Annotated in this window: 25 protein-coding genes, 1 tRNA gene and 1 pseudogene; 14 read left to right on the top strand and 13 right to left on the bottom strand. The window is 67.7% G+C overall.

The features are described from left to right. The first annotated feature begins 14 nt into the window (after window positions 1–14). Both ACFQ9K_RS38450 and ACFQ9K_RS38445 read left to right on the top strand, forming a co-directional pair. Entirely contained in the window at window positions 15–422 is a 408-nt protein-coding gene (locus ACFQ9K_RS38450; protein WP_378726653.1) for a helix-turn-helix domain-containing protein, read from the top strand. A gap of 453 nt (window positions 423–875) precedes the next feature. After that, a complete protein-coding gene (locus ACFQ9K_RS38445; protein WP_378726651.1) occupies window positions 876–2,186 on the top strand; it encodes a hypothetical protein in 1,311 nt (436 codons plus the stop codon). Window positions 2,187–2,284: 98 nt separating this feature from the next. Here ACFQ9K_RS38445 and ACFQ9K_RS38440 read toward each other — a convergent pair. Further along, window positions 2,285–2,357 (bottom strand) — tRNA-Ala (locus ACFQ9K_RS38440). A 122-nt stretch (window positions 2,358–2,479) separates the two neighbouring features. Here ACFQ9K_RS38440 and ACFQ9K_RS38435 point away from each other — a divergent pair. Beyond that, complete coding sequence (locus ACFQ9K_RS38435; protein WP_378727230.1) at window positions 2,480–3,868, top strand: DUF222 domain-containing protein; 1,389 nt, start codon at window positions 2,480–2,482, stop codon at window positions 3,866–3,868. A 460-nt stretch (window positions 3,869–4,328) separates the two neighbouring features. On the opposite strand, the gene ACFQ9K_RS38430 is transcribed toward ACFQ9K_RS38435, so the two are convergent. From ACFQ9K_RS38430 to ACFQ9K_RS38400, 7 genes and pseudogenes are all read right to left on the bottom strand, one after another. Then, entirely contained in the window at window positions 4,329–5,132 is an 804-nt protein-coding gene (locus tag ACFQ9K_RS38430; protein ID WP_378720199.1) for an SAM-dependent methyltransferase, read from the bottom strand. 113 nt (window positions 5,133–5,245) lie between these two features. Beyond that, a complete protein-coding gene (locus tag ACFQ9K_RS38425) occupies window positions 5,246–5,983 on the bottom strand; it encodes a DsbA family protein (protein ID WP_378720198.1) in 738 nt (245 codons plus the stop codon). Between the two features lie 644 nt (window positions 5,984–6,627). After that, window positions 6,628–7,839: pseudogene (locus ACFQ9K_RS38420) on the bottom strand (MFS transporter); the annotation flags it as partial. Next, a complete protein-coding gene (gene pgm, locus ACFQ9K_RS38415; protein ID WP_378720197.1) occupies window positions 7,832–9,472 on the bottom strand; it encodes a phosphoglucomutase (alpha-D-glucose-1,6-bisphosphate-dependent) in 1,641 nt (546 codons plus the stop codon). The pseudogene ACFQ9K_RS38420 and the gene pgm, both read right to left, overlap by 8 nt. 47 nt (window positions 9,473–9,519) lie before the next feature. Next, on the bottom strand, window positions 9,520–9,756 hold the full coding sequence (locus ACFQ9K_RS38410; protein ID WP_378720196.1) for a hypothetical protein: 237 nt from the start codon (window positions 9,754–9,756) through the stop codon (window positions 9,520–9,522). Further along, window positions 9,753–10,094 (bottom strand): DUF190 domain-containing protein, encoded by a 342-nt coding sequence (locus tag ACFQ9K_RS38405; protein ID WP_378720195.1) that lies wholly within the window; start codon window positions 10,092–10,094, stop codon window positions 9,753–9,755. Before ACFQ9K_RS38405 ends, ACFQ9K_RS38410 begins: the two co-directional genes overlap by 4 nt. Beyond that, on the bottom strand, window positions 10,055–10,414 hold the full coding sequence (locus ACFQ9K_RS38400) for a fluoride efflux transporter FluC (protein ID WP_378720193.1): 360 nt from the start codon (window positions 10,412–10,414) through the stop codon (window positions 10,055–10,057). The genes ACFQ9K_RS38405 and ACFQ9K_RS38400 overlap by 40 nt, the downstream gene beginning before the upstream one ends. A 284-nt stretch (window positions 10,415–10,698) precedes the next feature. Between ACFQ9K_RS38400 and ACFQ9K_RS38395 the strand changes: the two genes are divergently transcribed. After that, window positions 10,699–11,856 carry a lipase family protein gene (locus ACFQ9K_RS38395; protein ID WP_378720192.1) on the top strand — a complete coding sequence of 386 codons (1,158 nt, stop codon included), beginning with the start codon at window positions 10,699–10,701 and terminating at the stop codon, window positions 11,854–11,856. Window positions 11,857–11,926: 70 nt separating this feature from the next. Here ACFQ9K_RS38395 and ACFQ9K_RS38390 read toward each other — a convergent pair whose 3' ends face one another. Further along, window positions 11,927–13,426 (bottom strand): MFS transporter, encoded by a 1,500-nt coding sequence (locus ACFQ9K_RS38390; protein ID WP_378720191.1) that lies wholly within the window; start codon window positions 13,424–13,426, stop codon window positions 11,927–11,929. Window positions 13,427–13,543: 117 nt separating this feature from the next. Here ACFQ9K_RS38390 and ACFQ9K_RS38385 point away from each other — a divergent pair, with 117 nt between their 5' ends. Together ACFQ9K_RS38385 and ACFQ9K_RS38380 are read left to right on the top strand one after the other, a co-directional pair. Next, the gene (locus ACFQ9K_RS38385) at window positions 13,544–14,215 is read left to right on the top strand and encodes a TetR/AcrR family transcriptional regulator (RefSeq protein ID WP_378720190.1); all 672 of its coding nucleotides are present in this window, start codon (window positions 13,544–13,546) and stop codon (window positions 14,213–14,215) included. 53 nt (window positions 14,216–14,268) lie between these two features. Next, window positions 14,269–15,567 carry a D-arabinono-1,4-lactone oxidase gene (locus ACFQ9K_RS38380; protein WP_378720188.1) on the top strand — a complete coding sequence of 433 codons (1,299 nt, stop codon included), beginning with the start codon at window positions 14,269–14,271 and terminating at the stop codon, window positions 15,565–15,567. A 10-nt stretch (window positions 15,568–15,577) separates the two neighbouring features. Here ACFQ9K_RS38380 and ACFQ9K_RS38375 read toward each other — a convergent pair whose 3' ends face one another. Next, a complete protein-coding gene (locus ACFQ9K_RS38375; protein ID WP_378720187.1) occupies window positions 15,578–16,330 on the bottom strand; it encodes an NAD-dependent deacetylase in 753 nt (250 codons plus the stop codon). A 119-nt stretch (window positions 16,331–16,449) separates the two neighbouring features. On the opposite strand from ACFQ9K_RS38375, the gene ACFQ9K_RS38370 reads away from it, so the two are divergent. From ACFQ9K_RS38370 to ACFQ9K_RS38360, 3 genes are all read left to right on the top strand, one after another. Next, the gene (locus ACFQ9K_RS38370) at window positions 16,450–17,352 is read left to right on the top strand and encodes an oxygenase MpaB family protein (RefSeq protein WP_378720185.1); all 903 of its coding nucleotides are present in this window, start codon (window positions 16,450–16,452) and stop codon (window positions 17,350–17,352) included. 381 nt (window positions 17,353–17,733) lie between these two features. Beyond that, entirely contained in the window at window positions 17,734–18,147 is a 414-nt protein-coding gene (locus ACFQ9K_RS38365) for an arsenate reductase ArsC (RefSeq protein WP_378720184.1), read from the top strand. A gap of 131 nt (window positions 18,148–18,278) precedes the next feature. Further along, a complete protein-coding gene (locus ACFQ9K_RS38360; protein WP_378720183.1) occupies window positions 18,279–18,677 on the top strand; it encodes a VOC family protein in 399 nt (132 codons plus the stop codon). Between the two features lie 25 nt (window positions 18,678–18,702). Here ACFQ9K_RS38360 and ACFQ9K_RS38355 read toward each other — a convergent pair whose 3' ends face one another. Next, entirely contained in the window at window positions 18,703–19,455 is a 753-nt protein-coding gene (locus tag ACFQ9K_RS38355) for a helix-turn-helix domain-containing protein (RefSeq protein WP_378720181.1), read from the bottom strand. 183 nt (window positions 19,456–19,638) lie between these two features. Then, a complete protein-coding gene (locus ACFQ9K_RS38350) occupies window positions 19,639–20,340 on the bottom strand; it encodes a TetR family transcriptional regulator (RefSeq protein WP_378720180.1) in 702 nt (233 codons plus the stop codon). A gap of 88 nt (window positions 20,341–20,428) precedes the next feature. On the opposite strand from ACFQ9K_RS38350, the gene ACFQ9K_RS38345 reads away from it, so the two are divergent. Next, window positions 20,429–21,595, top strand: coding sequence for an FAD-dependent monooxygenase (locus ACFQ9K_RS38345; protein ID WP_378720179.1), 1,167 nt, complete (start codon window positions 20,429–20,431; stop codon window positions 21,593–21,595). Between the two features lie 22 nt (window positions 21,596–21,617). Here the strand turns inward: ACFQ9K_RS38345 and ACFQ9K_RS38340 are convergent, their stop codons facing one another. Further along, window positions 21,618–22,124 carry a hypothetical protein gene (locus ACFQ9K_RS38340; protein ID WP_378720178.1) on the bottom strand — a complete coding sequence of 169 codons (507 nt, stop codon included), beginning with the start codon at window positions 22,122–22,124 and terminating at the stop codon, window positions 21,618–21,620. Window positions 22,125–22,351: 227 nt separating this feature from the next. Between ACFQ9K_RS38340 and ACFQ9K_RS38335 the strand changes: the two genes are divergently transcribed. The 4 genes from ACFQ9K_RS38335 (at window position 22,352) to ACFQ9K_RS38320 (ending at window position 26,330) form a co-directional block, all read left to right on the top strand. Then, window positions 22,352–23,122, top strand: coding sequence for a dienelactone hydrolase family protein (locus tag ACFQ9K_RS38335; protein WP_378720177.1), 771 nt, complete (start codon window positions 22,352–22,354; stop codon window positions 23,120–23,122). A gap of 214 nt (window positions 23,123–23,336) precedes the next feature. Further along, window positions 23,337–24,728 (top strand): bifunctional lysylphosphatidylglycerol flippase/synthetase MprF, encoded by a 1,392-nt coding sequence (locus ACFQ9K_RS38330; protein WP_378720176.1) that lies wholly within the window; start codon window positions 23,337–23,339, stop codon window positions 24,726–24,728. A gap of 8 nt (window positions 24,729–24,736) precedes the next feature. Next, window positions 24,737–25,678 (top strand): threonine/serine dehydratase, encoded by a 942-nt coding sequence (locus ACFQ9K_RS38325; RefSeq protein WP_378720175.1) that lies wholly within the window; start codon window positions 24,737–24,739, stop codon window positions 25,676–25,678. Between the two features lie 67 nt (window positions 25,679–25,745). Beyond that, a complete protein-coding gene (locus tag ACFQ9K_RS38320) occupies window positions 25,746–26,330 on the top strand; it encodes a thioredoxin family protein (RefSeq protein WP_378720174.1) in 585 nt (194 codons plus the stop codon). The last annotated feature ends 25 nt before the right edge of the window (window positions 26,331–26,355 follow it).

The raw sequence follows: 26,355 nt of genomic DNA, 5'->3' as shown, positions 1-26,355 counted from the left end.
GCCTTACGACGCGAATGGGCTTCGGCGGGACTCTCGCTTCATTCGGTTTTTGGTTTCCGGACAGGCCTGCAGTTCCGCGCTCAGCGACGACCCAACCCAAGATTGTCGGTGTGTCCGCAACGTCCTCTTCCCGAGCGGTTCTGTTGAACAGCGGTGAGGTGTGGCTCAGCTCAGATGAGGTGGCCGCGCGACTTAAGATTCCGAAAAAGACGCTCGCAGTTTGGGCTTCCACTAAACGGGGTCCCCGGTACGCGCGAATAGGCCGGTTCCGGCGGTACCGGCTCGTTGACGTGGTGCTGTGGGAGCAAGAGCAAATCGACAAGGTCGGGTACCCCGAACCAACAGGTCCGGTCGGCATGACCGATTCCGACAAGCGTCGACCACCCATTAGAAAACGAAGCGGCCACGGCCCGAACCACTGAGAATCGCCGGCTGCTTCCGCAGCGTTGCGGCATAGACAGCACGACACAACCGGATTCACTCATCCGGAGCCGTCCAGTCGCCCAACCATCTGAACGACGCCATCGCTGTTTCTGCGCCGAGCGACACCCCCGATCCCGAGGTGCTGAAGTGCTGCAGAAGCTCGACATTCAGGTTCTGCCTAGAACCTCGCCCGTTCACCATCCCTGACTCGCCGACGTCATGAGTCCACCATGCGTGATCTCGCCGTTCCGAACACGCAACGCCGCTTCCACAGAGGAGAAGTCCTTGACGACAGACGCCCATACGTGCGGCGGCCTACGGCACTTGACCAACCCCAAGGTATCGCGCCGTAGCCAGTGCCACCACCATTCGCATCAGCAGCGTGTGACAGTCCTTCCGAATATCTGGGTCGACCGGCTCCGACCCCTCAATTGCTTGCGAAAGGAGCCGTAATGCCACGCGCTGAAATATCGCTCGGCGCACTTGGTAACGTCAGCTGCAAACTCCAGACATCTGGTAGGTACAAAGGAAAGTATCGGGCACGAGGAACGTTTCGGCATCCTCACACCGGCCGGGATTATCCACTCGACTTCGTCGCCGAATCAGACGGGAAGGCAAGAAAGAAACTCCAGGACGACTACCAGGCGCGGCTACTGCTCGCCGGAAAGAGCCTCGGCACTGGCAGCGGACCGATTACACGGAAGTCCGCATTCTCCAGCCTGATTGACGCGTGGATCGACGAGAGAGAGCTCGAAGTTCAGGAAGGGACACTCGATCGCAGCACCTTCGAGGGGTACCTGGATGAAATCAATGCTACTCAACCGCGCTTGAAAAAGGATGGAACCCCTGACAGACGTTACGTCAACGATACCATCAAGATCAGGCCGATGTTGGGTGAGCTGCGTAACTGGGAAGTCGACGCGATGCGCCTTGATCAGCACCTCAAATCCATTCGTGCGGCCGGGTATGCACGCAAGGCGGCGATACATTATTTCATTCTCAGTGGAATAGTGCAATTGGGTGTCAAGCTGGGTGCGATGCCAATCGATCCGATGAGCGCGGTTCGGAAAGGTCGGAGAGGTGGACGCCAGCGGCGCGGCAAAGCGAAGGCAATGGACGAGGCGGCCCGCAACGGCTTACAGGCCCAGCTGAAGAAATGGCTTGCAGGGGAGGAGATACCCGGGACTCCCGCCTATACGCACGGCCCGAAACGTGACCCCGACATTCTGCGTATCGCCGACATACTCTTGGCATCAGGCTGTCGACCGTACGAGGGTCTGGCGTTCCGCAGATGCGATGTCGTAAAGAAAGACGGCAAATGGAAATTGGTCGTGTGCGGAACCATCAAACGGAAGAAGGGCAAGAACGGGCTCTATCGCCAAAATTGGACCAAGACCAACGCCGGTTATCACGTTGTCGTACTTCCGAACTGGGCGGTGAACACCCTGAAGGAGATGGGGGCCGACGACTGGAGCGAGGACGACGAGACTCCGATGTTTCCGTCCCGGACAGGCGGGTGGCGCGATCCGCACAACACCGCCCGCACGTGGCGTGCCGCGCGTGGCTCGGAGTATGCGTGGATCACCGCGCGGACGATGCGCCGGACGAATTTGACCGCCGTCGCGGAGGAGTACGGGACCGAGCAGGCCAGCCGGCAAGGAGGGCACGCGGTGATCAGTACCGGGGCCGATGTCACCGACCGCTACCTCGACCGGCCGCGGCAGGCACCCGACTCCACCGCCGCCCTCGACAAGCTCCGCTGAGCCGAACCATGGGGACGAAGGGTGGGGGAAACCATGGGGGATCTTGCAAAACAAACAAGTCAGGCCCGGCAATTGCCGGGCCTGACTTGCGTAAACGGTGGAGCTAAGGGGACTCGAACCCCTGACCCCCACACTGCCAGTGTGGTGCGCTACCAGCTGCGCCATAGCCCCGAGTGGGTTGCTTTCAGGTTTCCCTGACTGCCTGAACGAAGTTACACCACGGGTGTGGTGGCGGCCAAATCGCGTGGAATCGGGGGTGGCGGCGGGGAGGTGAGCGTCGTAGAATCGAACGCATGTTCGAAGGAAGCGATCTCTCGGTGCTGGACTTTCAGGCCATGAGCGATGAGGGGCTGATCGATGCTCTTCGGACTGCGCATGGGGCGTCGGCGGCGGCGCAGGCGGCGGAGGTGTTCGCGGTGCGGGAGCTGTATCGGCGGCACCGGGCGGCGAGTGCGGAGCCAGGGCCAGGTGGGGTGCGGGCCGGTGAGTTCGCGGCGACGGAAGCGGCGGTGGCGTTGCGGGTCGACGAGGGGTCGACGGCCGCGATGATCGATGTCGGGCTGGCGCTGGAGGATTGGCTGCCGCGCACGCGGGCGGAGTTCGCGGCGGGGCGGATCGATCTGGCGAAGGTGCGGGTGATCATCGACACCACGCGTGCGGTGGACAGGGAGGTGCTCGGCGAGTTGGAGCCGAGGTTGCTGGAGACGGCGGAGCGGACGACGCCGGCGCGGTTGCGGCAGGCGGCGCAGCGCTGGGCGGGGCGGCTGGATCCCGCTGGGGCGCAACGGCGGCGGGAGCGGCGGGAGGATGATCGGGACGTCCGCATTCGGGCGATGCAGGACTGCGTGGCGGTCTTCGACGGGTTGTTGCCCGCGGCCGGCGCGCAGACGGTGGCGATGCGGCTGCGGGAGATGAGCCTGGAGGTGTGCGCGGCGGATCCGCGGACGATGCCGCAGCGGCGGGCGGACGCGCTGGTGGCGTTGGCGGACGGGTCGGGGCGGTTGCGGTGCGCGTGCGGGCGTGGCGCGCGATGTCCGAAGAAGGGGGTGACGGGCGAGGCCCCGCGGCGGCCGTTGATCCAGATCGGGATCGCGGCGGACGCATTGCTGGATATGCGGGACGCGCCCGCGTTTCTAGCGGGGTACGGACCGATCGATGCCGCGTTGGCGCGGATACTCGCGGAACATGCTCGTTTCCAAGTGATCTCGGAACGCGCGGAGCGCGATCCGGAGACGCCACAGTGGGATCGGGAGGTGCGCGCGCTGGACGGGATGTGCCGGTTCCCTGGGTGCACGATGCCTGCCGCCGAGTCCGAACTGGACGACGCGAGCACCGACGCGACAGTGTTGTGCACCCGCCATAAACGCTTGAAAACGTTGGCAGACAACAAGAAAGTGCCATGGGACACCTGGCTGGCCGACCCGGACCGGTTGCAGTGGACCGCACCGACCGGCGAGATACACACCACGTCCCGCGAGGGTGCCCGATATCTGTTCCCGCACAACGATATCGCTCTGCCGATCAACCAGAATGTCAGCGCACCAACATCTTCGAATGATGCGCCCGACGATGTCGCCTACCCGTTCCGCGGCCACGTCCTGGTCCATCGCCAACTCTGCCGAATCCCACCCGAGGACGAAATCCCCGACGAAGCAACAACTCCCGCGATCAACCAGGTATAGAAAAACGGGAGGGCCGGAGCAATGCGCCGACAGGCCCTCCCCCGCAGACCAACTGAAAACTCGACGCGCGGCGGTCCCGGCCGACTGGGGAAGCAGGACCGCGCCGTCGAACGGGCCGAGCCGCCGACTGGTGGAGTCGGCGGCTCGGCCGCACGAACCGACGCGCGCGATGCAGGGGGATATCCGACGATCGCGCCGTCGAACGGGGCCGGGTCGTCGGGTGGTGGATGCGACGGCCCGGCCCTCCGGCCAACCGAATGCTCGGCGCGCGGCGGTCCGGCTGACTGGGGAAGCCGGGTACCGCGTCGAGCGGGCCGAGTCTGCGACGCGTTCGTCGGCTCGGCCCCCGGACCAACCGAATGCTCGGCGTCCGCGGTCCCGGGGAACTCCTGGAGTCGGATCGCCCGCGCCGGGCGGGCCGGGCCGCGACCAGGTGGTGGGTCCGGTCCGGCCCCCGAGCTCAGGACTTGACGGCGATCCCGCCGACGATGATCTCCTCGACCAGCGTCAGCTTGTCCCGCACGATGGTGTCCGGCCGCCAATACGACAGCGGCACCAAGCCGGGCTCGACCAGTTCGCAGCCGCGGAACAACCGCAGGATCTCCTCGCGGGTGCGGAAGCGACCGGTGCCGAGGAAGTCGAGGAACGACTTCTCCAGCGCCCTCGACTCGTCACCCGTATCGAGGAAGTGCGTGATGAACAGGTGGCTGCCGACGGGCACCGCGTCGAGATACGCGTCGACGAGACCCTCCGGATCCTCGTCGTCGTGCAGGTGGTGCAGCATGCCGACGAGCATGATCGCGACCGGCTGCGAGAAATCGATCATCGCCTGGACATCCGGGTGCGCCAGCACCACGGCGGGCTCGCGCAGGTCGGCGGTGATGACGCGGGTCTGTCCGTTCTCACCCAGCAGCGCGCGCCCGTGCGCCAGCACGATCGGGTCGTTGTCGACGTAGACGACAGTGGCCTCCGGCTGCAGCGCCTGTGCGACCTGGTGGGTGTTCTCCATGGTGGGGAGTCCGGCGCCGAGGTCGAGGTACTGCTTCAGCCCAGCCTCGCCGGCCAGGTACTTGACCCCGCGACCGAGCACCGCTCGGTTGAGTATGGCCAGTTCATCGACCTCGGGCATGGTTTCGCGCAAATGCTGCAGCACGTGCTCGTCCGACGGGTAGTAGTCCTTACCGCCGAGTAGCGCATCGTAGACTCGCGAGATACTCGGCTTGGACACGTCGAACTCGACTGGGGCCGATTCAGAATTCGTCATCGTTCATCCCTTACGCCTACGCGCGATACCCGGACACTTGACCGCTTTTCAAAAGCCTATCCACGTCGGCGGATGGCGCGCGGTGCAATTGGCCGATCTGTGTCAAAGCGACATCAGGGAACGAGAACCTGCAGCCAGTCCTCTTTGTTCACATCGATTTTCGTCTTGCCGTCGAATACGGCGGGGGTGGCGGCGGAGCCGTTGAGCGCCGCGCCGAGGGCATCGGTCGTGGCACTCGCACTGGTACGAGCACCCTCGACTTTCGCGCCGGTGGAGATGCACTGCAACACCGATTCCGGCGCACCCGCGACCCTGGCGACCGCGGCGATTTCGTCATTGTTCAGGTCCGAGCCGCCTTCGCTCGGGCGCTTGGCGGTGAACAGTTCGGTATGGAACTTCGAATACACCGGACCCGAACCACCCTCCGCGACACATTGATTCGCGGCGACCGCGCGCGTCGAATAGTCCTTGCTGCGCGAACGGGGATCGAGGAAGTTGACCAGCCGGTAACGCACCGCGAGCTTGCCCTCGTCGATCTTCTGCGCGATCTCCTGACCGTAGATGCGCTCCATGTTGCCGCAGCCGGGGCAGATCGGATCCTCGAAGATATCGATCGTCTTCGGGGCGGTAGGCCGGCCGAGCAGAATCGAACCGTCCGGTTCCAGCAGCACGCGCACGCCGGGATCGTGCGCGGCACCGTACCCGTCATTACGCACGCTCGCCTCGTCGTGCCCACCGCGGATCGCCAAGATGACGATCACCACGATCAACGCGAGGGCAACGGCGCCCAGCGCGTAGGTGGTCTTGCTGGACATGGGCCGCGGGGTGTAGTTCGAACGCGATTCGCTCACCCTCAACACTCTGCCGCAACGTGCGTGGGCCCCCATCGCCAACCCCCACCAGCTGCGAACTTCCGCACATTTGGCCGATCTGTCGATCCGCCGCGCACGAAGTCCCGCCCCGCGCGCGATCCGTCGGCCATTCGATGCGCGGCAGACACATTCGCGCGCCCGAACCGCCCGCCACGCACGCGGCGGCCACGGTCGACGTAGCCGCGGCGGCGTGGGAGTTTGTGCCTCGCGCACAGCTCTGCCAGCGATTTCGTGCGCTGCGAGCAAACGCCCGCCGATCAGGCTGGTCGGGTGCTGCGCAGGAGCTATCGCGCGACCGAATCGCGGGCTATCGGCCCGGAGTCGACGTCGGCAGCAGCGCTGTCGCGACCTGCCGGGCGGTGTCCCGCAGGCTTACCCGCAACCGAATCGCGGGCAGTCGCCTCTGTGTCGCCTCGCTCCGGGCTGCCGAGCTCGGGCACCGCGTGTTCGGCGGTAACGGGCTCGGCGATCGGCGGCACCGGGCTGTCCGCGATGGGCGCACCGGCCGCGTCGTTCACCGCGCGCTCGACCTCGGCATCCTGTCCCGCCAGCCGATGGTCGGCCCCATCCGCGCCGCAGAGGTGATCGCAGTCGCCTTCGGCCTTCCGCACCGGCTCTTCCCGCTTACGCAGCGGCTCGGGCACCAACGCCCACCCCACCGCCGCAACCGCGAGCAGCGCACCGGTCACCGCGAGCGCGAGTCCGTAGGACGCCTGCTGAGCCAGCGCGCCGACCGCGACCGGGCCGAGCACGGTGCCGAGATCCGCGGCCATCTGGAAGCCGGCGAGCACCGGGCCGCCGCGCGCGTTCGGCCCGATGATATCGGCGACCGCGGCCTGCTGGGTGGGCGTGAACATGCCCGCCCCGAGTCCGGCCACGAACGAGGTGCCGAGCAACCAGGGCAGCGTATCGGCGATACCGAGACCGGCCGTGCCGAGCGCACAGACCAGCGACCCGACGATCAGGAAGGGTTTGCGCCCCCAGCGATCCGAGTACCGGCCCGCGGCGAAGAGCACCGCGATATTGCCCGCCGCGAACACGGTCAACGCCACCCCGGCCATGCCGGGCGTCTGATGCAGCACCTCGACGACGAGCAGCGGCACCAACGCCATGCGCACCCCGAATACCGCGGCGCCGTTGGCGAAGTTGGACCACAGCACGGCCCGGTACTCCGACCGGGCCCACGCCTCGCGGAACGACATCATCCGCAGGCCACCAACGGGTTCCGGCGCGGCCAGCTGCGAATGACGCAGGGCCAGATACACCGCGACGGTCACCACGAGCAGCGCGATCGCGTAGATCACGAACGGCATCCGCAGGCCGAGCCCGGACAGCGCCCCGCCGACCAGCGGCCCGCTGACCGACCCGATCAGGAAGCCGGTCGACCACAGCCCGGACACCCGACCGCGCGCGGCGGGCGGCGACATCCGGATCACCAGCGCCAGCGAGGACACGGTGAACATGGTCGACCCGATGCCGCCGAGCGACCGCAAAACCATGAGCTGCCAGTAACTTTGGGCGAACGCGCTGGCACCGGTCGACACCGCGACGATCAGCAGACCGCCCAGATACACCGACCGTTCCCCCAGCCGCTGCACCAGCCGCCCGCTGACCGGCGCGAACAGCAATCGCATCAGCGCGAACGCGCTCACGATCGCCGAGGCCGCCGCGACCCCGACGCCGAAGCTGCGGGCGAACTGCGGCAGCACCGGCGCGACCAGCCCGAACCCGATGGCGATGACGAACGCGCCGCCGACCAGCACCCAGATCTCGATGGGCAGTGGCTCCGCCCGGCCGCTGGACCGGGCCGTGCCGACTGCCGGGGATCTACTCACCGGCTAGCGCCTGTCCCACCACTTCCTCCGCGGCCGCCTGCACCTGCGCGAGGTGCTCGGGTCCGTGGAACGACTCCGCGTAGATCTTGTACTTGTCCTCGGTGCCGGACGGCCGGGCGGCGAACCAGGCGTTCTCGGTGGTCACCTTGAGCCCGCCCAGCGGCGCGCCGTTGCCCTTCGCGCGGGTGAGCACGGACGTGATGGGCTCACCGGCGATCTCCTTGGTGGTGATCATGTCCGGAGTCAACTTCCCCAGGAGCGCTTTCTGTTCCGTGGTCGCCGCGGCGTCGATCCGGGCGTAGGCCGGACTGCCGTAACGGCGTTCGAGTTCGACGTAGCGGGCGGACGGGCTCTGGCCGGTGACCGCGGCGATCTCGGCGGCCAGCAGCGCGAGCAGGATGCCGTCCTTGTCGGTGGTCCAGACGGTGCCGTCCATCCGCAGGAACGACGCGCCCGCGCTCTCCTCACCGCCGAAAGCGAGGCTGCCGCTGAACAATCCGGGCACGAAGAACTTGAAGCCGACCGGCACCTCGTGCACGTCGCGGCCGAGCACGCTGACCACCCGATCGATCATCGACGAGGTGACCACCGTCTTGCCGATCTTGGTGAGCGCGTCCCAGCCCATCCGGTTGGCGACCAGGTACTCGATCGCCACCGCGAGGAAGTGGTTCGGGTTCATCAGTCCGCCGTCGGGGGTGACGATGCCGTGCCGGTCCGCGTCGGCGTCGTTGCCGGTGGACAGGTCGTAGTCGTCCTTGATCGCGATCAGCGAGGCCATCGCGTAGCGCGAGGAGGGGTCCATCCGGATCTTGCCGTCGCTGTCCAGCGTCATGAACCGCCAGGTCGGGTCGACGAACGGGTTGACCACCTCCAGCTCGAGGTCGTAGCGCTGGCCGATCTCCTCCCAGTAGTCGACGCTCGCGCCGCCCATCGGGTCCGCGCCGAGCCGGATGCCCGCGCCGCGAATCGCGTCCAGGTTCAGCACATTCGGCAGGTCGGCGATGTAGTGGTCGAGGTAGTCGTAGCGCTGGACGTTGGTTTCCAGCGCGTGTTGCAGCGTGGTCCGCTTGATCTCGGACATGCCGGTGCGCAGCAGTTCGTTGGCGCGCGCGGCGATGGCGTCGGTGGCGGTGTTGTCGGCCGGGCCACCGTGCGGCGGATTGTATTTGAAGCCGCCGTCGCGCGGGGGGTTGTGCGACGGGGTGATCACGATGCCGTCGGCCTGGTTGCGGGTGCCGCCCCGATTGTGGCGCAGCACAGCATGACTCAGCGCCGGCGTCGGCGTGTACCGGTCGCGGGCGTCGATCATCGCGGTCACGTCGTTGGCGGCGAGCACCTCGAGCGCGGTGACCATGGCCGGCTCGGACAGCGCGTGCGTATCCCTGGCCAGATACACCGGCCCGGTAATCCCGCGCGTGGCACGGTATTCCACGATCGACTGGGTGATCGCGAGGATGTGTGCCTCGTTGAACGCCGTGTCCAAGCTGGAGCCGCGATGTCCCGACGTGCCGAAAACCACCTGCTGCGCCGGAACCTCCGGATCCGGAATCCGGCTGTAGTACGCCGTCACCAGATGTGCGATGTCTTCCAGGTCGGTGGGACGCGCGAGTCGCCCTGCTCGATCATGGGCCATGCTCGGGTCTCCCTTCCGTATCGGCTGTGCCCTGCTCGTCATCAGGATCATGGGCACAACCACTGTGTCGTCGACGCGGCGACGAAGACCGCGATCAGGCCGGCCGCGACACTGGTTTCCAGCAGCCGGTTGCCCGCACCCGCGCCGATCAATCCACCGAGCAGCGCCGAACCGACAATGCTAACGGTCAGCGCGCCCAGCGGCAGCAGAGCAGCGAAACGTGCTGGTACGACATGGTCTACGCGGTGCGCGACCGCGCCGGACCCGGCGAACGGCAGGATCATCGGGCGGCTCCCTGCCACAGTTCCAGTGGCGAGAGCGCGACATTCAAGGTGGTGAACAGCTCCGCGTTCTGTTCGACGAACGCGCGCAACCGGACCGGTTCGTCGACCAGCATCAGCACCAGCGGCAGATGCTCGGCCATGTCCAGCACGCGCGTTGTGTGGATCCGGGAGGACGCGCCGTAGCCTTCGATGCCGCGCCACACGCTCGCCCCGGCCAGGCCGGTGTCGCGGGCGCGCCGGACGATCTCCGCGTACAGCGGCGTGTGCCGCCATTTGTCGTCCTCGTCGAGCAGCACCGTCAGTCGCGCCGCGGGTTGCCACTGTCCTGCTTCTCCCACTGCCTGGCCCCCTTCCGTCGTGCCGTTGCCTGCCGAGTGAATCCAGTTGTCCACCCCGACGACGCCACCACCGCTCCCCCGCGGGAGCCGGGCGCCTGGACCGCGGCGCCCGATTCGAGCAGTCTACGAAGCTCGCGCCGGTGGGTGGAAAAGGTGGTGAAGCCGCCGAACACTCCGATACCGAGAACGGGACGCAGCAGTCTGTGGGCTACCCACACCTCGGTGCTCGGAACCATCAGAATCCCGATAGCAAAGCATCCCATGACATTTACCGCGAGCGTCGACCAGGGGACCCTCCGCGCGCACGCCACCCGAGTCATGCTATCGGGTGTACCGGACGGTCCGTTCAGCCGGACCCTGCGGGTCACGGCACTGCGAACAGCGTTGTTCATTGACATTGGGCCGAGTTCCGCGTACGAATGGCCTGAAGGTTTGGCCGAAGTCGCCTCCACCCCTCACTCACAAGGTCGGAGCAACGATGGTGGCACAGCGGGCACAACCGAATGCGCACCCGGACACGGCGGAACCCTGCCGACCGGGCACTCAGCAAATATCAGGCAGACGGCAGCTAGCCGTCGGCCGCACTTTGCGTCGACTCTCGATCATGGCCCTCGCGACGGCGGCGGCCGGACTCGGCCACCTCGCCCCCGCGACGGCCGCGCCCATCTATCCGGTGCCGGACGGCGACGGCTTCTATTCCGCGCCACCGGATGTCGCGAACTTCCAGCCCGGCGACGTGATCCGCAGCAGGCAGGTGCCCGCGGCCGGCTACCCCGGCGCGACGGCCTGGCAGCTGCTCTACCGGTCGACCAATTCGGCCGACGCGCCGATCGCCGCGATGACCACGCTGCTGCTGCCGCCGGGTGGCGGGATGAACCGGCCGGTCGTGTCGTATCAGCCGTTCGTCAACTCGCTCGGCATGCAGTGCGCGCCCTCGCACAGCATCTTCAACGGCACCATGCAGGAGGGGCCCGCGCTGAACATGCTGCTGGCCAGGGGCTGGGCGGTCGCGGTACCCGATCATCTCGGACCGACCAGCGCCTACGGCGCGGCCAAGCTCGGCGGCAGGCTGACCCTGGACGGCATTCGCGCGGTAAAGCGTTTCGGCCCAGCCGATCTCGGCGGTAGCCCGGTCGGCATGGCGGGTTACTCGGGTGGCGGCATGGCGACCGGATTCGCCGCGGCGATGGCGCCCGAGTACGCGCCGGAACTGCCGATCGTCGGCGCGGCCCAGGGTGGCGTCCCGATGAACATCGGCAAGCTGGCCCAGGATGTCGGGTTGCAGCGCAGCCCGCTGTTCGGCCTCGGCTTCGCCGCCGCCATCGGGCTCGAGCGGGAGTACCCGGCCGAGTTGCAGATGGACCGGATCCTGAACCCGGCCGGCTACGCCCTGCGCGACCAGATCGCCAACGCCTGCACCAGCCAGATCATCGACGCGGGCGCGAACAAGAGCTTCAGCGATGTGTTCTACGGGGCGATGGATGCCGACCCGACGGTGGTCCGGATCCTGCACGAGAACAGCATCGAGATCTACCCCGGCGTCCCGCGCACCCCGATCTACGAGTGGCACGGCGCCAACGACCAGGTGTCCCCGCAGCTCGTCCGGGACGTCGTCGGCCGGTATTGCAGCCAGGGCGTGCGCGTCCAGCTCGATCTGATCCCCGGCGCCGACCACGGCACCGCGATCGCACCGGGCGCGATCAACGCGTTCAACTATCTCGGCGACCGCTTCGCGGGACTGCCCGCACCCAGCAACTGCTGAGAGTCCGTACCCACAGCACAGCGCCCGCATTCGACGTCGAATGCGGGCGCTGTGTCGTTCGAGCGGAACGTCAGTGCGCGAGCACCGGCTCGCCCTCCGACGGCACCGGCACCGTGTTCGGCATCAGCACCGCGGTGATCAGCGCACCGGCCACGAAGATCGCGGTCGCCCACCAGAAGCTGGTGGTGTAGCTCTCGACCGCGGACTGCGCGACGGTCAGCGGATCCGGCGTGCGGGTCGACAGGTAGTCGGTGGCGGCCGAGGCGGCGATGGTGCTGAGCAGCGCCGTGCCGATCGAGCCGCCGACCTGCTGGCTGGTGTTGATCATCGCGGAGGCCACACCGGCGTCCTCGTGGTGCACCCCGGAGGTCGCACCCTGGAACGCGGTCGACATCGCACCACCGAGGCCGAGGCCGAGCAGGATCAGCGCGGGCAGGATGTGCGAGGAGTACCCGGTCTCCAGCCCGATCTGGGTCAGCCAGGCCATACCGCCGGCCGCGATCAGGAAGCCGCCGGACATGACAACCTTCGGGCCCAGCTTCGGCAGCACGAACGACGGCACCGTGGTCGAGGAGACGACCATGGCCGCGACCATCGGCAGGAACGCCAGGCCGGTCTTGATCGGCGAGTAGCCCATGCTCAGCTGCATGTAGTAGGTAAGGAACAGGAAGATCGCGAACATCCCGATGCCCATGACGAACACGGTCAGGAACGAACCGCCACGGGTCCGGTCCAGCACGATGCGCAGCGGCAGCAGCGGATTCTTGACCTTGGTCTCCAGGAACGCGAACACCGCGATCAGCACCGCGCCGCCGATGAGGAAGCTCAGCGTGACCGGGTTGGTCCAGCTGGTCGACTCGGCGTGGGAGAAGCCGTACACGATGCCGAACAGCGCCGCGGTCACCACGACGGTGCCGGGGATGTCGAGCTTGGGCCGGTTCTCGGTCACGTGCTTGGCCAGCAGCAGCACCGCACCCACCAGGGCGACGGCGGCGAAGGCCAGGTTGACGAACATCACCCAGCGCCAGTTGGCCCACTCGGTGAGCATGCCGCCGAGCAGCAGGCCGATCGCGCCACCGGCACCGGCGACCGCACCGAAGATGCCGAACGCCTTGGCTCGTTCACCCGGTTCGGTGAAGGTGACAGTGAGCAGCGACAGTGCGGCCGGGGCCAGCAGCGCGCCGAACACGCCCTGGCCGACGCGGGCCGCGACCAGCATCTCGAAGCTGGTGGCCGCGCCACCGACCGCGGAGGCGCCGGCGAAGCCGATCAGGCCGATGATGAAGGTGTTGCGCCGACCGAAGAGGTCACTGAGCCGGCCGCCGAGCAGCAGCAGGCTGCCGAACGCGAGCGCGTAACCGGTGACCACCCACTGCCGGTCGCCGTCGCTGAAGCCGAGGTCGCGCTGCGCGGCGGGCAGCGCGATGTTCACGACGGTCGCGTCCAGCACGACCATGAGCTGTGCCACGCCGAGCACGGCGAGCACCCACCAACGCAGGGCGTGCGAGCCGCGACGACCCTGATCCGGTTTCGCGGGGGCGGGTGCCCCACGATCGAACGTGGTAGTCATATGTCCCCTTTGTCTCGAGTATTGATGCGGAGTTGACGCCTCCGGTTACTGTTAGAAGCTACCACCATAACGGAGAGAACGCCTCCGCTTAATCCCGATACTTGATAGGATGTGGGTGTGAATCACGCCACGGCCGTCTCTCCACCCCGGCGCCTGCGTGCCGATGCCGCCCGGAACCAACAGCGGATCATCGCCGCGGCGCGCGAGCTGTTCGCCGACCACGGATTGGAGATCACCCTCGACGACGTCGCCGAACGCGCCGGCGTCGGTGTCGGCACCGTCTACCGGCGGTTTGCCAACAAAAAGGAACTGATCACCGAGGTCTTCGAACAGAGCATCACCGAGTTCGCCGAGGCGGCCGAGTCCGCCTACCGGCACGCCGATCCCTGGTTCGGACTCGTCGAGTTCTTCGAATACGCCTGCCGGCACATGGCGAAGAACCGTGGCTTCAGCGAGGTGATGCTCGAGCTGGAGGACGACGTCGACCGGTTCGTCGTCGTGCGCGACCGGATCAAGCCGACCGTCACCGGCATCGTCGACCGGGCCCGCGAGGCCGGCGTGCTCGCGCCGGGCATCGAGCCCTCCGACTTCTTCGCGCTGATCCACATGGTCGACGGCATCGCCGAGTTCGCCCGGCCGGTCAACCCGGACGTCTGGCAGCGCTACATGGCCATCGTGCTCAACGGCGTGCGCTCCGAGCGCACCCCGCCGCAGCAACTGCTGGTGCCGCCGCTGAACGACACCGAGGTGGAACAGGCGAAGGGCGCGTGCCAGGGGCGCAAAAGGTAACAACTGCGTTATAGGTAGGCCAGATCACACACTGATCCCCTACAGTTGGACACATGACCAACTCGTGGGTGAACTGGGCTGGCGATCAACAGTGCGCACCGGCGACCATCGCCGCCCCGCGCACTGCTGATGAGGTCGCCGAGATTCTCCGCCGAGCCGGCGACGCCGGCCAGATCGTGCGCGTCGTGGGCGCCGGACATTCGTTCACCGACACCGTCCTGACCGACGGCGTCCTGCTCGACCTCGCCGCACTCAACCGCGTCCTGGACGTGGACACCGCCACCGGACGCGTCCGGGTCGAAGCGGGCATCACGCTCAATGCCGCGAGCAACCAGTTACACGAGCACGGCCTCGCCTTCCCCAACCTGGGCGACATCGACGTCCAGACCGTGGCGGGCGCGACCGCCACCGCCACCCACGGCACCGGGGCCACCCTGCAAAATCTTTCGGCCGCAATGCATTCCATCGAGCTCATGCTCGCCGACGGCAGCCGGGTCGAGCTGAACGCCGAGACCGATCCGGACGGCTGGCGCGCGGCCAGGGTCAGCGTCGGCGCGCTCGGCGTGATCACCGCGGTGACGCTGCAACTGGTGCCGTCCTTCGTGCTCGAAGGCATCGAGCGGCCGGTCCCCGTGGCGGACCTGCTGGCCGACCTGGACGCCCACGTCGACGGCAACGCGCACTTCGAGTTCTACATGTTCGGCCACAGCCCGCTGGCCATGACCAAGCGCAACAACCCGGTCGCGCTGGTCGAGCAGCCGCGCAGCAAGGCCGCCGATTGGTTCACCGACATCCTGGTGTCCAACTACACCTTCGACGCGCTGTGCAAACTCGCCCGCTGGCAGCCCCGGCTGGTGCCGATGATCCAGCGCGGCGCCGCCTACGCGGGCAGCTACCGTCGTCAGGTCGACCGCTCCTACCGGGTCTTCGCGTCCCCGCGCCTGCTGCGCTTCACCGAGATGGAATACGCGATCCCGCGCGAGCACGCCGCCGCCGCGATCCGCGACATCAAGCAGGTCGCCACGAACTTTCACACCGCGATGCCGATCGAGGTCCGCTGGGTCGCACCGGACGACGCGTTCCTGTCCCCCGCCACCGGGCGCGACACCTGCTATATCGCGGTGCACCAGTACCGCGGCATGGCCTACGAGCCGTATTTCCGCGCCTGCGAAGCGGTGTTCGACAACTATGACGGACGCCCGCACTGGGGCAAGCGACACTTCCAGACCGCCGACACGTTGCGCGAGCGCTACCCCGACTGGGATCGCTTCGCCGAGGTACGCCGCCGCTTCGACCCCAAGGGCCGCTTCAGCAACGCCTATCTGAACCGAGTCCTCGGCCCGATCGACTGACCCCGTCGAGTTATTCGCGAGCGGCGAGGATCTCCTCGACCAGGCGCGGGACCGCCGTGCCGATAGGTTCGCGGACCAGCTCGGTGGCCATCGAATCGTATGGCGTCGCTTCGTTGTTGATGATGACCAGGTCCGCGCCGTTCTCGACGGCGACCGCGCACATCGAGGCGGCCGGTTCCACTTGGAGCGAACTGCCGATCGCCAGGAAGATGTCGCTGGTCTGCGCGGCCAGGGCGGCCTTCAGCATGGTGCGCCGGTCCATCTGCTGGCCGAACATGATGGTCGCCGATTTCAGCACGCCGCCGCACTGCGGGCACGGCGGGTCCGCTTCGCCCGCCGCGACCCGGTCGAGGGTCGCGGCCATCGTTGTCCGGTAGTCACATTCGACGCAGACCACCTCGAACATGTTGCCGTGGATCTCGATCACCCGGTCGGCCGGGGAACCGGCCTGCTGATGCAGCCGGTCGATGTTCTGGGTGATGATCGTGACCGGCCGTCCGGCCTGCGACAGCTCGGCCAGCGCGAGATGCGCCGCATTGGGCCGCGCGCGCCAGGCCGGGTTGTCCCGCCGGGCCAGCCACGCGCGTTTCCGCAGTTCCGGGTCGGCCAGATAGTTGTCGTAGGTCGAAAGCAGCTCGGCGATCGGGTCTTTCGTCCACACGCCGCGCGGACCGCGGAAGTCGGGGATGCCGGAGTCGGTGGAGATGCCCGCCCCGGTGAGCACCCCGATGCGGCCGTCGCGGCTGCGCCACTCGCTCGTCATGACATCGAGACTAGGGCGCGCGGCCGCGTCATCGGGGTTCGATCGACCTTACGAAAGACAATGAGAGAATGTTACGCTAATCCTCTCATCGCTTTGGGTGTTGATCAAAGGAGATCACGATGACCGTGTCCGCCCTCGAATCCACCAGCGCGCCCGCGGCGCGCCGCCCGTTCGAACCGGGCACCCGGCTCTGGGACGAAACCGGCCTGATCACCTTCTCCCTCACCGCCGGTTCGGCCTTCCTGTTGCAGACCATGGAGCCGAGCATCTCCGCGGTGGTCGACGAGCACTCCACCTTTCGCACCGACCCGATGGGTCGCGCCCTGCGCAGCATCGCGTCGGTGATGATGTGGATCTACGGCGGCGAGGAGGCGCTCGCCGAGGCCGATCGGCTGCGCACCATGCACGCCTCGCTCAACACCACCGACGCGCACGGCGTCCGGCACAAGGCACTCGCCTCCGGGCCGTGGGCCTGGGTGCTGCACACCGGAACGTTCGCCTTCGCCGAGAACGCGAAGTACTTCGCCCGCAACCCGCTCTCGCCGAGCGAGAAGGAGGCGGTCTACCAGGAGATGGTGCAGCTGATGCGCAATTTCTCGGTGGCGCCCAAGGAGATTCCGGCCAGCTACACCGAATTCGAGACCTTCTTCGACGACATGCTGACCAATCACCTGGAGGCCACCGGGACCGCGCGCGACTACCTGCGGGTGATTCGGTCGGTCGCGCCGCCGAAGCAGCTGCCGCGCGCGTTCGCCCCGATCTGGCGGCGGGCGGTCGCGCCGATCGGGCGGATGCAGTACTTCGTGACGGTCGGCACCACACCCGAGGTCGCGCGGGCGAAGCTCGGACTGACCTGGAGCGAGTCCGATGAGCGCAAGCTGCGGGCGCTGGGCTGGGTGATCGCGCGGGCCGTGCCGCTGCTGCCGGAACGCGTGCGGTACTTCCCGATCGCTTACGAGGCCCGTCGCCTGGAGCGCGACCGCGCACGGCTGCGCAAGATGATCGACTTCCGTCCGATCTGAGCGGTGCCGCCGACGGCGCCGTGGCCACCATCGGCCGCGGCGCCGTCTTTGTTTGTGTGACAAGCGTTTTCAAGACTCCCACAAACCGACCAGTCCGCAAACCGAATCCGGCCGATTCCGCCGGGCGCGACACCGACGCCCTCCACGTCTATCCTATAAACAGCTGTGTAACAACAACTTTCGAAGCAAACAGCATGCGCCGAACCAGCACGTCGAGCGGCGTCGATGCGGACGAGGACCTGTCCGCAGTAACGATCTTCGTCGCGCTGGTATACGTATCCCGTACGCTTCGACAGCGTTTCGGCCCCCAACACGCCGGATAACCCTTATCTGGCAGCACAGACAATCCTTGCCTCGGCTCCGCTCACGAAAGGCGCTTCTATGCCGCACAAGCCCAGCGTGCTGTTCATCTGCGTGCACAACGCGGGCAGATCGCAGATGGCCGCCGGGTTTCTCAGCGCGCTCGCGGGCGACCGGATCGAGGTCAGGTCGGCGGGCAGCGCGCCGGCCGACGCGCTCAACCCGGTCGTCGTCGCGGCCATGGCCGAGGTCGGCATCGACATCTCGGGCCGCACCCCCAAACCGCTGACGATGGACGCGGTCGGCATCTCCGACGTGGTGGTGACCATGGGCTGCGGCGACGCCTGCCCATTCTTCCCCGGCATCAGCTACCGCGACTGGGTCCTTCCCGACCCGTCCGGCCAAACCATCGACGTAATCCGCACCACCCGCGACCGCATCCAGATCCTCGTCGAAAACCTCATCGCCGAACTCGTCCCCGCGCTCGCCCGCTGAGGTTCTTCGCGCATCTGTTTCGTTCCGTACACACCCACCGCAGCGCCGGCGCGGGTGTGCCGGCCGAACCACATGTGCGAAGGTCCGATTTGTTCAAGACCGGCGGAGACATGGGTGGTTACGGTTCGGGTATGACTCCACAACTCGACGTCATCGGTATCGTCGTCACCGATATGAGCGCCTCGGTCGCGTTCTATCGCCGCCTCGGCCTCGACTTTCCCGAGGGTTCGGAGGCCGAGCCGCATGCCGAAGCGGCGCTGCCGGGTGGTTTCCGGCTGGCCCTCGATACCGAGGCCACCATCAAGTCTTTCCACGCCGACTGGCAGCCCCCGACCGGTGCGGGCCGCATCGGATTGGCATTCCGCTGCGGCGATCCCGCCGAGGTCGACTCGGTGTACGCGACGCTCGTCGAGGCCGGGTACCACGGCGAGATGAAGCCGTGGGACGCGTTCTGGGGCCAGCGCTACGCCGTCGTCCAAGACCCGGACGGCAACGGCGTCGACCTCTACGCAGCACTCCCGGCAGACTGAACCGACTCTCCGCGCGGGCACATGATCAGCCCACCTCCGCCAGCGGGCGAACCTCTTCGGCGCGAGACCCAGTCAGCACCTGCCCCAACGGCATTCCGGTGAGGTCACGCACCTCCCGGGCCAGGTGTGCCTGATCCGCGAAGCCGGTGGCGGCCGCGGTGTCGGCGAACGACACCCCGCGCCGCGCCGCCGCCAGCGCGCGTTGCATGCGCAACACCCGCGCCAAGGTCTTAGGTCCGTAACCGAACGCCGTCAGCGAACGCCGGTGCAACAGCCGCGCATTCAGCCCGACCGCCTCGGCGGTCGCGCCCACCGGCCAGCCGGCGTCCAGCGCCGTCACCACCCGGCGCAGCACCGGATCGGGTGGCGCCACCTCCGCCGCCCGCCGCAACGCGATCCGCTCCAAGGCCGACACCGGATCGTCGGCCTCGCCGAGCTCCTCGCTCAGCCGCCGCACTGTCCCCGACGACCACACGTCGGCCAATTCGATCCGCCGGTCCCGCAACGCGTCCGCGGGCACCCCGAGCAGCGCGGGCGCCGTCCCGGGAAAGAATCGAATCCCGGCATACCGCGTCCCGACCGCCGCCTGCGGCCGAAACGCCCGGGTATCCGGCCCGGCGATGACCAGCTGTCCGCCAACCCACAGCAGATCGATACACCCGTCCGGCAGCACCGACATCCCCGCGTCCTGCTCGCGCACCGTCCGCGTCCACACGACCGCCCCCTCGAACCGCGACGGCCACTCCCGGTACCCGTCACCGCCCGAGGTCTCATCCATATCCCGACGCTACCGCCACCCACCGACACCGCCGAGGGTCGACCGCGCAACCGGCTTGTTCGTCCGGCTCGCCGAAGACCGCCGCGACCACTCAGCCACCATGTCCGGCCGTTTCTCGTGAACGGCGCCCGCTTTCCACCGGCTCCACAGATGGTCTCAAAAATACTGTCTCAAAAAGAGACACTATTTGAGATATCGGTAGACCGTCGCCCGCGAGACACCGAGGACTCGCGCGACATCCGGAACGCTGCGCTTTTCCACCTCGTGCAGATGACGAGCCTGCGCGACCAGTTCGGGCGTCATCGCGGCGGGACGCCCGCGCTGCCCGGTGGCGGGGGCGGGATCGACGGACAGCAGCAGCCGCACGCCTTCGAGCACCTCGGTCCGCAACTCTTCGACCGGCACCTCGGCGTACAGCACGACCGGATCGCTCAGCCCGGCGATCGCCTGGCTCGCCCGCACCCGCTCGGCAAAGGTCGCGTTCGGCCCGGCAACCAGCAGATTCGCCTGCATCATCGTGTCCCGGAAGCGATCGAAAATGCTTCCGGGAGCAGCCAATGCGAGGTCGTTGACGTTGAGCCGAAGCAGATAGCGGTGGGCGATGAACGTCTCCAGCAACCCGTGGATCACCCGGCGCCGAGCCTCGCCCGGATCCGGGTGCCGAGCCTCGGCGACGGCCGACTCCATGGCCGTGAGCAGCGGTTCCGCCAGCCCGGCGAGGATGTCGTACTTGCTCGGATAGTGGTACAGCACACCGGCCTTGCTGATGCCGAGCTGCTCGGCGATCGCGCGCACCGAAGTGCGGTGATAGCCATGCGCGGCGAACAGGGCCATCGCCGCCTCGAGGATCCGCGCCTGGGTATTCGACGCCGTTTCGTCACTCACGGCTCGATCTTATCGCTTGACTGACCGTTGGTCAGTAATCTACCTTCGTAACTGACCAACGGTCAGTATCGATCCCGAGGAGGCCACCGTGCCGAACAACTCCCGCGTACTTATCTCCGGTGCCAGCATCGCCGGTCCCGCCCTCGCCTTCTGGCTGGCCCGCAACGGCTTTCAGCCCACGGTCGTCGAGCGGAGCCCCGCCTTACGCGAGGGCGGCAACGGCGTCGACATCCGCGGCGACTCGGTGCGCATCGCCACGGCAATGGGCATCCTGCCCGCACTGCGCGAACGGGCGACCGACATCCGCGACCTGACCTTCGTCGACGCCGCCGACCGCCGCGCGGCGAGCATGCCGACCAGCACCTTCAACGCCGAGGGCGACATCGAGATCATGCGCGGCGACCTGGCCCGGGTGCTCTACGACGCCACCGCGGGCGACGTCGACTACACGTTCGGCGATTCGATCGCCACCATCGCCCAGCGCCATGACGGCGTGGACGTCACCTTCGACAGCGGCAGGCAGGCCGAGTTCGACCTGGTGATCGGCGCCGACGGATCGCATTCGCGGGTGCGCGATCTCGCGGTCCGCCCCGAGGCCGACGCGCTGCACCATCTCGGCATCTACTTCGCCACCGCCCGCGTCGACGCCGCTCTCGGCCGCCCGCGTTCGGTGGTTCTGTACAACACCCCGGGCAAGGTCGCCGGCGTCTACCGCTCGGGCAACCACGACCTGGCCACCGCGTTCTTCGCCTTCCGCGAGCCAAGGGTGCTCGACATCGATCATCGCGACCAGGAAGCGCAGAAGTCGTTGCTGCGCGGCTACTTCGGCGGTCAGGGCTGGCGAGTGCCCGCGCTGCTGGACCAGGCGAGCGCCGACGAGGGGTTCTATCTCGACGCGGTGAGCCAGGTCCGCATGCCGACCTGGTCGAACGGCCGGGTCGTGCTGGTCGGCGACGCGGGCTACTGCGCGACGCTGCTGTCCGGCGCGGGCGCTGCCCTCGCGCTGGCGGGCGCGCACCTGCTCGCCGGGGAACTGGCCGCGACCGGCGGTGACCACCGAATCGCGTTCACCCGCTACCAGGACGGGCTGCGTCCCACCGTGCTGAAGCGTCAGCGCGCGGTCCGGGCCAGCAGCGCGATGCTGATTCCCGCTGCGGGCAGCCACATCTGGTTGCGCAACAAGCTGACCCGCCTGTCGGTCCTGCAGTCCGTGGCCGCCCGGGTCTACCGCCCGACTCCGGCCGAGGCCGCGTGACCGACCCGCCTGCCGCCGGACCTCAGCGCTGGGCAGGCATCGGCATCACCCCGCGCGGAACGACGCGCACGAACGCGTCGGGATGCGCGGCGGCGATTTTCGCGTCGGGGTCTTTGCAACCGACCGTGACATCGCCGACCGGGGCGGCGGAAAACGTCCACACCGTCATCCAGTCCTTGCCATTCACCGATTCGGTCTTTTTCACATCCGAGGAGCGCAGATCTTCGTTCCGGCCGGAACTGTCGACCACCGTGCAGCGCAGCTCATTTGCCGCCGCGCCCCACTCCGCGGGCACCCGGATATCCATCACCGCGTCGGCGGGCACCGCGACTTTTTTGGTCTCGCCGAGCGCGATCCGCACGCCGCCGCCGGTTTCGCTGTCGTCGCCGGCGGCGGGCGTGGTCTCTTCCGAACTCGACGTCCCCGGATTACTCGACGAGGACGATTGGCTGCTCGCGGACTTGTCGTCGGAACAGCCCGACACGACCACCGCGACCAGCGCCGGACCCACCAGCCAAATCAATTTCACAGCTCAAACCCTCTCGTCGCGCCCCACTTACCAGGCGATTGGTACGGATCAGCGATCGAACTGCGGGGTGCGCCTCGTGACCACGTGCACGCCGCCGACAGACAGAGCATGACAACTTCGAAGCCGAATGGAGACTACACGCGCCCGAAATCGCCGATTTATTCAGTAATTTGCCGGAGTAATGTTGGCTCGTTCGTTGTCCCCATTACTCCACGGAGACTCGCCTGATGACTTCGCCCGTCGCGTTCGACACGATCGAAATTCCACTGCCGGACGGCACCGCCGACGCCTACTTCGCCCATCCCGCCGATGGCATCGCGCATCCGGGCCTGCTGTTCTATCCGGACGCGCTCGGCCTGCGGCCGTGGCTGCGCGAGATGGTGGAAACCATTGCCGGGCACGGGTTCGCCGTACTGGCGCCGAACTTCTTCTACCGCTCCGGCCGCGCCCCGGTGGTGCCGCTGCCCGATTTCAGCGAACCGGACGCGATGGGCGCCTTCTTCACCGCCCTCGCCCCGGTGCGGGAGGCGCTCACTCCCGACAAGGCGATGCAGGACGCGCACGGCTATCTCGCGTGGCTGTCCGCCAACGAGTTGGTGACGCCGGGCCCGCTGGCGACGACCGGCTACTGCATGGGCGGCCGCCTCGCCCTGCGCACCGCGGCGACCTTCGGCGACCAGATCGCCGCCGCGGCCAGTTTCCACGGCGGCTTCCTCGCGGCCGACGACCGCCCGGACAGCCCGCACCACACCGCGGCGGACATCACCGCGGAACTGTTCGTCGCGCACGCCGACCACGACGGATCCATGCCGCCCGAGGACATCACCCGGCTCGAGCAGGCGCTGGACAAGGCGGGGGTGCGGCACACCTCGGTCGTCTACCAGGATGCTCCGCACGGTTTCACCATGCGGGATCTGCCCGCGTATCGCCAGGACGCGTACCAGCGCCACCTCGACGATCTCCTTGCGCTGCTGCGGCGTTCCTTCCGGCCGGAATAAAGGCCCTATCATCCGATGTTTCCGCTGGAGTCGGCATCGACTCCAGCCACGGGACAGCCGTGTGCCCGTCACGCGACCAACCGGACGGTTTCCAGGGGGTCGTTGCCGCTGGAACCGCCGGTTCCGCATAGTGTTGTGAGTAGGCGATCACGGGAGGACCACATGGCGATGCTGTTGTGGATGGAGGAACGCGACCACGGGGCGGAGTATCAGCGTGAGTGACGAACGGGGAACGGCGGCGGCCGCGCAGCGCTACTCCCCCTTCACCGGGTACCGCCAGGCCGCGCTCACGACCACCTCGTCGACCCGCCCGGTGTTCATCGGCGTCGCGCTGGTCGTGAGCGTGCTGCTGGTGTACGCGGCCCATCCCGCGGCGAAGGACGGCGCCGACCACGCGTGGTTCATGGGAATCGCGGTGGCGGGCGTGTTCGTGGCCCGCGGGCTGCACCTGCGCCGACCGATCACCTTGGCGCACTTCGCGGTCGCCGTGCTGGTGCTCGCGATCGCCAGCCTCGCCTACCGCGCCGAGCATCCCGGCATCGGGTTCGTACTGCTCGCCTCCAGCGGATTGATCATGGTGCTGCCGCAGTCGAGCAGGCCGCAGCCCGAACAGCTCTACCGGGTCGCCGAATTGGTCGGCCGGACCGAACTGGACCCACTGGCGCCGTTCGCCCTGCACTCCTCGAAAACCTACTTCTTCAACGACGATTCGACTGCCGGCATCGGCTACCGCACCCGCTTCGGCATCGCCGTGGTGGCGGGCGATCCGATCGGCGACCGCGCGGCCTTCCCCGAATTGCTCACGGAGTTCTCCGAATTCGCGATCAACCAGGGCTGGCGGGTCGCGGTGCTCGGCGCCAGCCCCGAGCTGGCCGAGCTGTGGCAGCGCCGCGCGCTCGATCATCGCGGGCTGCACGCCGTCCCGATCGGCCGCGACGTGGTGATCGACGTGGACGAGTTCACCATGGTCGGGCGGCACTTCCGCAACCTGCGCCAGGCGGTCAGCCGCACCCGCAACTTCGGCGTCACCACCGAGATCGTGGACGAGTCCGCGCTCACCGACCGGCAACGCGACGAACTGCTCGCCATCGTCGACTCGTGGGGCCACGGCAGGCAGACCCGCGGCTTCTCCATGATCCTGGACCACCTGCTCGACGGCCGGAACCCGAACATGCTGGTGGTGATGGCCAAGGACGAGCACGGAACGCTGGCCGGCTTCCAGCGCTACGGCGTGTCCAACCGCGGCCGCGAGCTCAGCCTCGACGTGCCGTGGCGGCGCAAGGACGCGCCCAACGGCCTGGACGAGCGGATGATCATCGACCTGGTCGACTACGCCCGCGAGCACGACATCCACCGGATCTCTCTGGCCTTCGCGCCGTTCCCCGAGCTGTTCGCCGACAAAGAGAAGTCGCGCACCGCCAAGCTGATCTATGTCGCTGTGCACCTTGGTGATCCGCTGATCCGGCTGGAATCGCTGTACCGGTTCCTGCGCAAGTTCCACGCGCTGACCGATCAGCGGTTCGTGCTGATCCGCTGGCGCGAGGTGATCATCGCCGCCGCCGCGCTGCTTACCCTGGAGTTCGCTCCGCACCGCCGCGAACACTGAGGACGCCGATGGAACTGACCCACAGCGATATCAAGGCCGCCGTCGAGCGGGTGGCTGGCCGGGTCCGGCCGATCGCCCTCGCTCCCGCCGACGACGCGCACCTGTGGTTCGCGCTGGAGTTCCTCCAGCACACCGGCAGCTTCAAAGCCCGAGGCGCACTGAACTTCCTGCTCACGCATCGGGAGAACGGCACGCTGCCGGACCCGGGCGTGACCATCGCCTCCGGCGGCAATGCCGGGCTCGCCTGCGCCTGGGCCGCGCGCAGTCTGGGCGTGCGGGCTACGGTGTTCCTGCCTGCCACCGCGCCGAAGGTGAAGGTGGACCGGCTGCACTCCTACGGCGCCGAGGTCACGCTGATCGGCACGCAGTACGCCGACGCGCTCGCGGCCAGTCGCGAATTCGCCGCCACGACCGGCGCTTTGCTGTCGCACGCCTACGACAACCCGTTGATCGCCGCGGGCGCCGGCACGCTGATGGAGGAGATCCATCAGCGACTGCCCGGGCTGGACACCGTGGTGGTCGCCGTCGGCGGCGGCGGGTTGTTCGCCGGAATCGCCACCGCCGCGCAGCATTACGGCATCCGGACGATCGCGGTGGAGCCCGCGCGGTGCCGCGCGCTCAACGCGTCGATCGAGGCGGGTGAGCTGGTCGACGTGGAGATCGATTCGATCGCCGCGGACTCCCTCGGTGCCCGCCGGGCCACCGAGCTGGCGCTCTACGCCGCACAGAACTACGACGTCACCTCGGTGCTGGTGGACGACGCCGACATCGTCGCCGCCCGCCGGGCGCTCTGGGAGGACCGGCGCCTCGCCGTCGAATACGGTGCCGCCACAGCGCTTGCCGCACTGCGCGGGGGTGTCGATTCACCGGCGTTGCGCCCGGAACCCGGGGAGAAGGTGTGCGTCGTGGTGTGCGGCGCGAATACCGATCCGGCCGATCTGACCACCTGATCCCCGGCGAACGCCATCGAACGGAGTTACGCTCGTACCCGTCTTCGATCCCGACGGAAGCACTTCCATGGCGCTCGCATCCCGCATGGTTCCCCTCGGCACACCGGCACCGGACTTCCGGCTGCCCGATCTGGATCACCGCACACATTCGCGCGCCGACTTCGCCGACGGGCCGGGCCTGCTCGTCGTCTTCGCGTCCAATCACTGCCCGTACGTCAAGCATCTCGAGGCGGCGCTGGGCGAACTCGTCGACTCGCTCCCCATCCCGACGGTGGCCATCTGCACCAACGACATCGTCAGCTACCCCGACGACTCCCCGATCCGGCTGCGCGACCAAGCCATTCGCGCCGGATGGACGTTTCCCTACCTGGTCGACGAGTCCCAGGAAGTAGGCCACGCCTTCCAGGCCGCGTGCACCCCGGACTTCTTCCTCTACGACGCGGCCCTCGCCCTCGCCTATCGGGGCGCCTTCGACGAATCCACCCCCGGCAACGGAAAACCGTTGACCGGCAACGCATTGCGCGCCGCGATCGAGGCGGTCCTGGACGGCAGGCCGGTGCCCGAGCCGCACCGGCCGAGCATGGGCTGCTCGATCAAATGGCGCACCGATCGAATCGACACCGGACAATCGGTGCCGACTCGGCGAGAATGAACGCCGTACGCCGGACTCGACCGTC

It is taken from the genome of Nocardia sp. NPDC056564, assembly GCF_042793755.1.
Taxonomy (GTDB): domain Bacteria; phylum Actinomycetota; class Actinomycetes; order Mycobacteriales; family Mycobacteriaceae; genus Nocardia.
Note: the sequence above shows the minus strand (reverse complement) of the source record. Positions and strands in the feature narration are given on the sequence as shown.

Excerpts from the sequence above, each read along its gene's own strand:
- ACFQ9K_RS38450 (WP_378726653.1), top strand. The coding sequence starts at position 15 with ATGGGCTTCGGCGGGACTCTCGCTTCATTCGGTTTTTGGTTTCCGGAC.
- ACFQ9K_RS38445 (WP_378726651.1), top strand. The coding sequence starts at position 876 with ATGCCACGCGCTGAAATATCGCTCGGCGCACTTGGTAACGTCAGCTGC.
- ACFQ9K_RS38435 (WP_378727230.1), top strand. The coding sequence starts at position 2,480 with ATGTTCGAAGGAAGCGATCTCTCGGTGCTGGACTTTCAGGCCATGAGC.
- ACFQ9K_RS38430 (WP_378720199.1), bottom strand. The coding sequence starts at position 5,132 with ATGACGAATTCTGAATCGGCCCCAGTCGAGTTCGACGTGTCCAAGCCG.
- pgm (WP_378720197.1), bottom strand. The coding sequence starts at position 9,472 with ATGGCCCATGATCGAGCAGGGCGACTCGCGCGTCCCACCGACCTGGAA.
- ACFQ9K_RS38410 (WP_378720196.1), bottom strand. The coding sequence starts at position 9,756 with ATGATCCTGCCGTTCGCCGGGTCCGGCGCGGTCGCGCACCGCGTAGAC.
- ACFQ9K_RS38400 (WP_378720193.1), bottom strand. The coding sequence starts at position 10,414 with ATGACTCGGGTGGCGTGCGCGCGGAGGGTCCCCTGGTCGACGCTCGCG.
- ACFQ9K_RS38395 (WP_378720192.1), top strand. The coding sequence starts at position 10,699 with ATGGCCCTCGCGACGGCGGCGGCCGGACTCGGCCACCTCGCCCCCGCG.
- ACFQ9K_RS38390 (WP_378720191.1), bottom strand. The coding sequence starts at position 13,426 with ATGACTACCACGTTCGATCGTGGGGCACCCGCCCCCGCGAAACCGGAT.
- ACFQ9K_RS38380 (WP_378720188.1), top strand. The coding sequence starts at position 14,269 with ATGACCAACTCGTGGGTGAACTGGGCTGGCGATCAACAGTGCGCACCG.
- ACFQ9K_RS38375 (WP_378720187.1), bottom strand. The coding sequence starts at position 16,330 with ATGACGAGCGAGTGGCGCAGCCGCGACGGCCGCATCGGGGTGCTCACC.
- ACFQ9K_RS38370 (WP_378720185.1), top strand. The coding sequence starts at position 16,450 with ATGACCGTGTCCGCCCTCGAATCCACCAGCGCGCCCGCGGCGCGCCGC.
- ACFQ9K_RS38365 (WP_378720184.1), top strand. The coding sequence starts at position 17,734 with ATGCCGCACAAGCCCAGCGTGCTGTTCATCTGCGTGCACAACGCGGGC.
- ACFQ9K_RS38360 (WP_378720183.1), top strand. The coding sequence starts at position 18,279 with ATGACTCCACAACTCGACGTCATCGGTATCGTCGTCACCGATATGAGC.
- ACFQ9K_RS38355 (WP_378720181.1), bottom strand. The coding sequence starts at position 19,455 with ATGGATGAGACCTCGGGCGGTGACGGGTACCGGGAGTGGCCGTCGCGG.
- ACFQ9K_RS38335 (WP_378720177.1), top strand. The coding sequence starts at position 22,352 with ATGACTTCGCCCGTCGCGTTCGACACGATCGAAATTCCACTGCCGGAC.
- ACFQ9K_RS38325 (WP_378720175.1), top strand. The coding sequence starts at position 24,737 with ATGGAACTGACCCACAGCGATATCAAGGCCGCCGTCGAGCGGGTGGCT.
- ACFQ9K_RS38320 (WP_378720174.1), top strand. The coding sequence starts at position 25,746 with ATGGCGCTCGCATCCCGCATGGTTCCCCTCGGCACACCGGCACCGGAC.